This window comes from Clostridium sp. (genome assembly GCF_036643715.1).
Taxonomy (GTDB): Bacteria; Bacillota; Clostridia; order Clostridiales; family Clostridiaceae; genus Clostridium.
Genome location: NZ_JAVXRL010000031.1, coordinates 19,372 through 24,567, shown reverse-complemented (window position 1 = coordinate 24,567; position 5,196 = coordinate 19,372). Strand labels below are relative to the sequence as shown.

The 5,196-nt window shown below is 29.4% G+C and carries 7 protein-coding genes; 5 read left to right on the top strand and 2 right to left on the bottom strand.

Annotated features, from left to right (window positions below):
* The 3 genes from yedF to RSF37_RS09990 all read left to right on the top strand — a co-directional run.
* Positions 1-342, top strand: a 342-nt coding sequence (gene yedF, locus RSF37_RS10000) for a sulfurtransferase-like selenium metabolism protein YedF (protein WP_332564268.1), incomplete at its 5' end; no start/stop codon positions are given.
* A gap of 15 nt (positions 343-357) precedes the next feature.
* On the top strand, positions 358-1,251 hold the full coding sequence (locus RSF37_RS09995; RefSeq protein ID WP_332564267.1) for a diacylglycerol/lipid kinase family protein: 894 nt from the start codon (positions 358-360) through the stop codon (positions 1,249-1,251).
* 15 nt (positions 1,252-1,266) lie between these two features.
* Complete coding sequence (locus RSF37_RS09990; protein WP_332564266.1) at positions 1,267-2,229, top strand: NAD(P)/FAD-dependent oxidoreductase; 963 nt, start codon at positions 1,267-1,269, stop codon at positions 2,227-2,229.
* Here RSF37_RS09990 and RSF37_RS09985 read toward each other — a convergent pair.
* Both RSF37_RS09985 and RSF37_RS09980 read right to left on the bottom strand, forming a co-directional pair.
* Positions 2,197-2,772, bottom strand: coding sequence for an SGNH/GDSL hydrolase family protein (locus RSF37_RS09985; RefSeq protein ID WP_332564265.1), 576 nt, complete (start codon positions 2,770-2,772; stop codon positions 2,197-2,199). The genes RSF37_RS09990 and RSF37_RS09985 overlap by 33 nt on opposite strands.
* Positions 2,773-2,791: 19 nt before the next feature.
* Positions 2,792-3,412 (bottom strand): RusA family crossover junction endodeoxyribonuclease, encoded by a 621-nt coding sequence (locus RSF37_RS09980; protein WP_332564264.1) that lies wholly within the window; start codon positions 3,410-3,412, stop codon positions 2,792-2,794.
* 200 nt (positions 3,413-3,612) lie between these two features.
* Between RSF37_RS09980 and tsaD the strand changes: the two genes are divergently transcribed.
* Both tsaD and RSF37_RS09970 read left to right on the top strand, forming a co-directional pair.
* On the top strand, positions 3,613-4,623 hold the full coding sequence (tsaD, locus tag RSF37_RS09975) for a tRNA (adenosine(37)-N6)-threonylcarbamoyltransferase complex transferase subunit TsaD (protein WP_332564263.1): 1,011 nt from the start codon (positions 3,613-3,615) through the stop codon (positions 4,621-4,623).
* 18 nt (positions 4,624-4,641) lie between these two features.
* On the top strand, positions 4,642-5,196 hold a 555-nt coding region (locus tag RSF37_RS09970), incomplete at its 3' end, for an alpha/beta fold hydrolase (protein ID WP_332564262.1).

Sequence of the window (5,196 nt, the reverse complement as noted above, 5' to 3'; positions counted from 1 at the left end):
GAGGATAAAGATACATTTTCAATTATTATAACAACTGATAAAATGGGTGAAGGCGATGAAAAATTAGGTACAATGCTTATGAAAAGTTATATGTACGCATTAAGTGAAGCAACAGAAATACCAGATGAACTAATATTTTTAAATTCAGGAGTTAAACTTGTTACAGAAGGAACGGATGTAATAGAAAGTATAAAGGAATTAGAGAGAAAAGGTACAAAGGTTATAAGCTGTGGAGCATGTTTAGATTTTTATAATTTAAAAGAAAATTTATTAACAGGTGAAATTGGTAATATGTATGCCATCGTTGAAATAATGAATAGTAAGAGAGTAATTAAAATTTAAAATTTGGGGTAGTTTATGAAACACATTTTTATAATTAATCCTGTTGCAGGGAAAGGACAAGCAGTCCAATTCAAGGAAAAAATAGAGCATATGTTTAAATCTATAGATGATGATTATGAAATAATAGTCACAAAAGAGATTTTAGATGCAACAAAAGAAGTTAAAAAAAGAACAGATAAAGAGGACTGCAGAGTATATTCAATTGGTGGAGATGGAACACTAAATGAAGTATTAAATGGTGTTATTGGATCAAATAGTTCACTTGCAGTAATACCAGCAGGGTCAGGAAATGATTTTGCAAGAACGTTATATGAGGGATATAAGTATGATAATATACTTAAAGAACTTGTTAATGGAGATGAAAAAACTATAGATATTGCAAAACTTAATGACAGATATTATTTAAATATATCTTCAATAGGCTTTGATGCAAGTGTAGTTTATAATGCAAGAGAATATAAGAAAAAGAAGTATATAAGTGGGAATATGGCGTATACTATATCTCTTATACAAACTCTTTTTACATTTAAACCAATGGAATTCACATTTGAACTTAATGGTAAAGTTATTAAAGACAATATGTATTTAATAACTGCAGCAAATGGCAAATACTATGGTGGAGGAATAAAAATTGCACCTAATGCAAAAATTGATGATGGGTTACTTGAAATTTATGCAATTAAAAAGCCAAAATTACATAGACTAATAAGATTTTTACCTAAGGTAGTTCAAGGTAAAGATATTAGTGGAGTAGAAGAGATAAAGCACATAAGATGTAATAAATTAAGTGTAAAATCAGAAGTAGATACTAAAGTAAACCTTGATGGAGAAATATTTACTTCAAAAGATATAACTTTTGAAGCTGTTCCAAAGGCAATCAAAGTTATAGTACCGAAAAACATACAGTAAGGGAGTGTATTTAGGATGAAAAAATATGATTTGGTAGTTGTTGGTGGTGGGATTGCAGGAATGACAGCTACTTTAGCAGCATTGAAGAAAGGGGTAACTAGTGTACTCTTAATTGAAAGAGAAGAGGATCTAGGTGGAATACTTAATCAATGCATTCATAGTGGGTTTGGAAAATCATATTTAGATGAAGAGATTACAGGACCTGAGTTTGTAGAATTAATTAAAATTAAGCTTTCAAAATATGATTATACAAAGAAAAAGAAAACTAGCGTTTTAAATATTTCAGAAGATAAAGTAATAACTTATGTAAATGAAAAAGAAGGAATAAAGGATATAAAAGCTGGATGTATAATATTAGCTACAGGTTGTAGAGAGAGGTACACTGGTAATATTTCAATTCCAACTAGTAAATATAGCGGAGTATTCACTATAGGTAATGCACATAGATTTATTAATTTTGAAGGCATACTTCCAGGTAAAAATCCTGTAATAGTTGCTAATAATAAATGGGCACTTATTCTAGCTAGAAGATTAGAAATTGAAGGTGGAAAAGTAGCTGCATTAATAATAGATGCTGACAGTGGATTTAAACTTAATGAATCTCATAGGAGCATGCTTGAAGACTTTAATATAAAAACTATAGAAAATGGAAAGTTATTAGAGTTATATGGAAGAAAGAGAGTTAACAATGTTAGGTTACTTGATGTTGATACAGATGAAATAAAAGATATAAAGTGCGATTCTATATTTTTATCAGTAGGATATTATCCTGAGACTAGCATAGTTAAAGAACTTAATTTAGAATTAGATGAAGTTAAAAATACATTTAAATTAAACAATTATGAAACTTCAAAAGATGGAATATTTGCATGTGGTAATGTTATATATGGAAATGAGTGTATGGAATTTGAGGATGTGGATGGCTATGATGCTGGTGAGTGTGCATCATATTACATCCATAATAGCCTTAAATATTAAGTCGTTTCCAAGAGCATTAAGATGAATTCCATCAAGAAATATCCTTTCATTTATATGATTTTTAGTTAATTCGTAAAGATCAACATATTTGAAAGGGTATTTTTTATTTAGATTAATTAATTCATTTCTTAAAATAGGAAGGTTTTCTTCACAGTTTTTATAATAATTTGATTCCATAAAAAGATTTTCAGCCATGCTACGCAATATAATAGGGGGTATACCGACAACTATATTAGCTTTGTACTCTAAGCCTTCCTTAATTAGTAATTCTATATTTTTAATAATATAATCTACATTTCTTCCACTTAATAAATCATTTGTACCACCCATAATAAAAATCGTGCTTGGATTATTTTTAATTACATCATTAAAATATCTAGAAAGCATTGAAGATGTAGTATCACCATTAATTCCTTTATTTAAAATAGTCACGTTATTAAGAGATTCACCTATTTTATAAGCGAAAGAGTCTTTTTTACTAACACCATATCCAAAAGTTAAGCTATCACCTAGTAAAACTACACATCTTTCATTTGATTTCATAAAAATCACCCTCTTTATATTAAAATAATTTACTAAAACAATTTTTGCATATTAAAGTTTTACCTTTATTTGCTGTTATGGAATCTTTAATTGATACTTTTTTATTGCACACTTCACATGTATCCTTAGATGGTTCTTTTTTTATTTCTTTAGGTTTTATTTTAGTTAAAGGTGTAGATTTTTTTATAGGAGAGTAACATTTCTTTTCTAAAGTATCCTCTCTTTTTGTAATTGCATAAGAAAAAGAAAATTCACTAAGTGGATAAAGTTCAAGTTCGAACCTTGGATTTTCTTTATCATAATATTCTTCTGTAAAAATTTTTACTATTTGAGCATCATTAATAATAAGACCACTTTTCTCTATACCATCAAAAATACTTTTTGAAATATTAATTGTATCTGGATGTCTTTTTTCACTTTTATAATAAACCTTAAGTACTGCGATTAGACTTTCACTAAATACAATGCTTGGATTTTGAACTCTTGCAGTATAAGCTATCTCTTGTTCATATAGTGCGTATCTATCATGATATTGTCCACTATTTGAAGGTAGAATAGCTCTTCCATCTTTATTATGTAATTTAAAGTTAGATTTTGTTATAGGAGATCCTTTAACAATAACTTTTGCAGTAGATGACATATAATTTCTCCTTTATATATTAATTTTCCATAGTTTGAAATATAAATTTACTGAAAGTTTATAATATAACATATATAATTTAAATATACATTATTAAAAAATACTTAACAAGTATGTGTTTAATTGATAATGGATTTGTAATGAAGTATAATTACAAATAGTTGATTTTATACGAAATATAGATAGAAGAGGTAGTTTAAATGGATAGAAAATTAATTTTAGCAATTGAATCAAGCTGTGATGAAACTTCTGCTGCTGTTGTTGCAAATGGAAGAGAAGTCTTATCTAACATAATAGCTTCACAAATAGATACCCATACAAAATTCGGAGGAGTTGTACCAGAAGTAGCTTCAAGAATGCATATAGAAGTAGTTGATGGAGTTGTTAAAGAAGCTCTAAGAGAAGCAGGCGTAACTTTAGATGATATAGATGCAATAGGGGTTACTTATGGACCTGGACTTGTTGGAGCTTTATTAGTTGGGCTTCAATATGCTAAAGGACTTGCAATGTCATCAAAGAAACCTTTAATAGGAGTTAATCATATAGAAGGACATATATCTGCAAATTATATACAAACTAAAGATTTAAAACCACCTTTTGTTTCATTAGTTGTGTCAGGTGGACACACTTTTATAGTTCATGTTAAGGATTATGGTGTTTACGAAGTAATTGGAGAGACTAGAGATGATGCTGCTGGAGAGGCCTATGATAAGGTTGCAAGAGCAATAGGTCTTGGATATCCTGGAGGTCCTAAAGTTGATAAATTAGCAAAAGAAGGGGATAAGCACGCAATTGAGTTCCCAAGAGCTAGATTCCACGAAGAAACATTAGACTTTTCATTTAGTGGAGTTAAATCAGCGGTATTAAATTACTTAAATAAAGCTAAAATGAAAGATATTGAAGTTAATAGAGCAGATGTTGCTGCATCATTCCAATATGCAGTTGTTGAAGTTTTAAAAGATAATGTATTTAAAACATGTGAGAAAAAGAATTTAGATAAAATAGCAATAGCTGGTGGAGTTGCTTCAAACTCAGCACTTAGAGAAACATTAATTTCTGAAGGTGAAAAGAGAGGAATAAAGATATTATTCCCAGAACCAGTACTATGTACAGATAATGCTGCTATGATTGGAAGTGCAGCGTACTTTAAATTTATAAAAGGCGAAGAGTCTACTTTAGATTTAAATGCAAAACCAAATTTAAAGCTATAGCATGACAGGGGGATGAATATGAGATTATTACCTGAATCTAACAGCTTACATAAAGTTGATATGAGAGAAAAAATACCTAAGATGACATTATTTAAAAGAATAGTAATTATTATTTTAATTATTATAGGATCAGGGATGATATTCCAATGGGGATATGATTTTTATACAGGAGAGAAAGCTAACTCAAGTATGGACTATACTAGAGTTAACGAAAAGAAATTAGAATATAAAACTGGAGGAAGTGGTGATTTCACAGTAATATTCGATGGTTCAACAGGAGCAGATTCATCAGAATGGAAACCTGTTGCTGATAAAGTAGAGAAAGAACTTGGAGTAAAGACTTTTATATATAATAGAAGAGGATACGGATATAGTGATGGAGGAAGTCAGATTGCACCAAAAGATCAAGCAAGTGACTTAAAGATATTACTTAGAAAGGCTGCGGCAAATGGTCCTTACATATTAGTTGGAGAAGGATATGGAAGCTTAGTTATGACAAACTTTGCAAAGTTATATCCAGAGGACGTAAAAGGTGTTGTACTTGTAAACCCTTATGATGAAAGTGAAATTAAA

Coding starts and splice junctions, on each gene's coding strand:
- RSF37_RS09985 (WP_332564265.1), bottom strand. CDS start 2,772: ATGAAATCAAATGAAAGATGTGTAGTTTTACTAGGTGATAGCTTAACT.
- RSF37_RS09980 (WP_332564264.1), bottom strand. CDS start 3,412: ATGTCATCTACTGCAAAAGTTATTGTTAAAGGATCTCCTATAACAAAA.
- RSF37_RS09990 (WP_332564266.1), top strand. CDS start 1,267: ATGAAAAAATATGATTTGGTAGTTGTTGGTGGTGGGATTGCAGGAATG.
- tsaD (WP_332564263.1), top strand. CDS start 3,613: ATGGATAGAAAATTAATTTTAGCAATTGAATCAAGCTGTGATGAAACT.
- RSF37_RS09995 (WP_332564267.1), top strand. CDS start 358: ATGAAACACATTTTTATAATTAATCCTGTTGCAGGGAAAGGACAAGCA.